General features: G+C 23.1%; 3 protein-coding genes. 1 reads left to right on the forward strand and 2 read right to left on the reverse strand.

What is annotated here, in order from left to right:
• Positions 1 to 143: 143 nt before the first annotated feature.
• Together CRV09_RS00095 and CRV09_RS00100 are read right to left on the reverse strand one after the other, a co-directional pair.
• The gene (locus CRV09_RS00095) at positions 144 to 434 is read right to left on the reverse strand and encodes a DUF167 family protein (protein ID WP_136132118.1); all 291 of its coding nucleotides are present in this window, start codon (positions 432 to 434) and stop codon (positions 144 to 146) included.
• A 16-nt stretch (positions 435 to 450) separates the two neighbouring features.
• Complete coding sequence (locus CRV09_RS00100; RefSeq protein ID WP_136132119.1) at positions 451 to 1,008, reverse strand: YggT family protein; 558 nt, start codon at positions 1,006 to 1,008, stop codon at positions 451 to 453.
• 767 nt (positions 1,009 to 1,775) lie between these two features.
• Here CRV09_RS00100 and CRV09_RS00105 point away from each other — a divergent pair.
• Complete coding sequence (locus CRV09_RS00105) at positions 1,776 to 2,630, forward strand: replication initiator protein A (RefSeq protein WP_136132120.1); 855 nt, start codon at positions 1,776 to 1,778, stop codon at positions 2,628 to 2,630.
• The last annotated feature ends 102 nt before the right edge of the window (positions 2,631 to 2,732 follow it).

Consider the following 2,732-nt stretch of genomic DNA (forward strand, 5'->3'; position numbering starts at 1 on the left):
GCTAAGAGCTTTTTAAAAGGCTTAATACTTAATATCAATATATTTGACTATCTTTTTTTTTGAGATTAACTGAAAAAATATAATGAAAAAATTATTTTAATACTTATTTTTAATTTTTTTGCTTAAAAAAATAAGTGTGATTTTTATAAAATTAAATTTTTAATATCTAATGGTATGGTTTTGGGTTGGTTAATTCTTATTTGTTTGTATTTATAAAATTCACCTTTCTCTAAGATGATATTATTTTTTGATACTTTAAATATTTCTGATAAAAATTTTATTAGGCATTTATTTGCTCGTTTTTTTATAGGAGTAGCAATAATATTGATTTTAATATTGTCTTGATATATTCCAGCTATTTTATTTTTTTTTGAGTTTGAGTTGATGTATAATTTCATAATTAATGATTGATTTTCATACCAAAGATAGGTCATATATAGTGCCAGAAAGTCACATATATTGCCAGATTTCTGGAAACAGATCTAGTCCAATATAATTAAAAAGGTAAATAATAATAATTAATATCATTGAAGAAAAATCTATGATGCCTATTCTAGTTGGTAAGATCTTACGAATAGGATTCATGAATACTTCACTCATTTGGTATAATGCAAAAACCAACGGATTATAACTTTGATTTACCCAACTTAACAGTGATCTTAACGTAACTACCCAAAAAATTACTTTGCCTATTAATTTAATCGATGTTAATAAACCTACTATCAAATAAAATACAGCAGAAGGAAGAAATTCTGTTCTACCAAGAATTAATTCTACCAACGGTAATTTGATTGTTGATAGGATGAAAACTAAACTTAGTGATGTACCGTCAATCGGACCAATGAAAGGAACAATTCTTAACTTAACAATTGGTTGAGTTGCTTTAATTATAGATTGTGTAAATGAATTATAGGGATCACAATTTGCTAATTGTAGCCAAATACGTATCAGTAATAATACAGAATAAATATTAATAGCAGTTCTTACTAAGAAGATTATAGTCAACATATTTTGTGAATATCTTAATTCTTATTAATTGATAATTATTGTTTTTTAGAAGAATATTTTCCTTTAGTTAAGGTATCTTATTCTTGTTATACTTGTTTATCACTTTAACTAATTAAAGTGATTTTTAGTAATATAAATACAATTAGTTAATTGTACTCTTGATTTAGTTATTATTCAAATTAATTTTTTAAGTTAAGTTATCCACAGATTTTATGTCTTTAATAATCTAAATAAATTAAGTAAAAATATATTGTTAACTAATTTTTAAGTTAAGTTATCCACAGATTTTATGTCTTTAATAATAGTTATTATTTTTAAGTTAAGTTATCCACAGATTTTATGTCTTTAATAATCTAAATAAATTAAGTAAAAATATATTGTTAACTAATTTTTAAGTTAAGTTATCCACAGATTTTATGTCTTTAATAATAGTTATTAAAGTTAATAATAAAGTTAAATAAGTTAAGCAAAAAAAAACACTAGTAATGCTTTAAAAAATAACTTTTTTTTTTTACACCCTATGTGTAAATCACAGTATATTTATGTGTAAATCACAGTATATTTATGTGTAAATCACAGTATATTTATGTGTAAATCACAGTATATTTATATTAGTTATACACAGGTAGAAGGAAATAATTAAGATTTTGAATGATGGTTAGTATTAAGTTTAAAATTAGTTAAAATATAAATTATTTAATTTAAATAACTAATTTTTTATATATCTATTAATAAACTACATATTTAAATCTAGGAAATAAATTAAAATGGTAAGTAAAGGAATTATAAATAAAAATTTAGATTTTGAAACATCAATTTCTACAAATTATGATATAGATTTTTTTATGGCTAATGAATTAATTATTTCTAGCTTTCGTGATGAAATAACCAGTATGGAACATCCTTTCTTTGCTTTAAAAGGAGGGGATAAAACAACTAGGCGTTATGTTAATGGTAATACAACTGTTATTGTAGCCCCTAATGCTGAGTATGGAATGGCAACTATCTTTGATAAGGATGTATGGATTTATGCTATTTCTAAATTACAAGAGTCTATTAATATTAATAAGCCTATAAGTAAAATAATATTTTTTACATCTTATAATTTCTTTATAACTACAAATAGAACAGTAAGTGGGAGAACATATAAAGAACTTAAGAGGGCATTAGAAAGATTGGCAGGGACAAGGATTACAACAAATTTAGTTTTCAATGGAAAACAAGAATCAATTGGTTTTGGCTTATTAGATAGTTGGCGTATTATTGAAGAAAAAAAAGGAAGCATTGATATTAATATGGTAGAAGTAATTTTACCGGAATGGTTGTTTCAAGCTTTACATAAAAAACAAGTATTAAAAATTAATTCTGATTATTTTCGAATTAGAAAACCAATACATCGTCGTATTTATGAGATTGCTCGTAAACATTGTGGGAATCAAAATAAGTTTACTATTTCTTTTGATAAATTATATCTAAAGATAGGTAGTGTGTCAAAAAAATCTGAATTTAAAAGGATGTTAAAAAAACTAGAAACAAATAATGATTTACCTGATTACAGCATTTTATGTGATTTTAAAAATGATTTTGTAATTTTTACTAATCGAAATTTAATTGGTTATTAATAATGGTTCTTTTCTATTTGCTTAAAATATGGGCTCTATTGTTTCTTTAAAGCCTTTTTTTTATATATAGCTATCTTGTTATATCTAAGTCTAAAAAAACCT

Source organism: Candidatus Pantoea edessiphila, from assembly GCF_002933345.1.
In the GTDB taxonomy this organism is placed as follows: domain Bacteria; phylum Pseudomonadota; class Gammaproteobacteria; order Enterobacterales; family Enterobacteriaceae; genus Pantoea_C.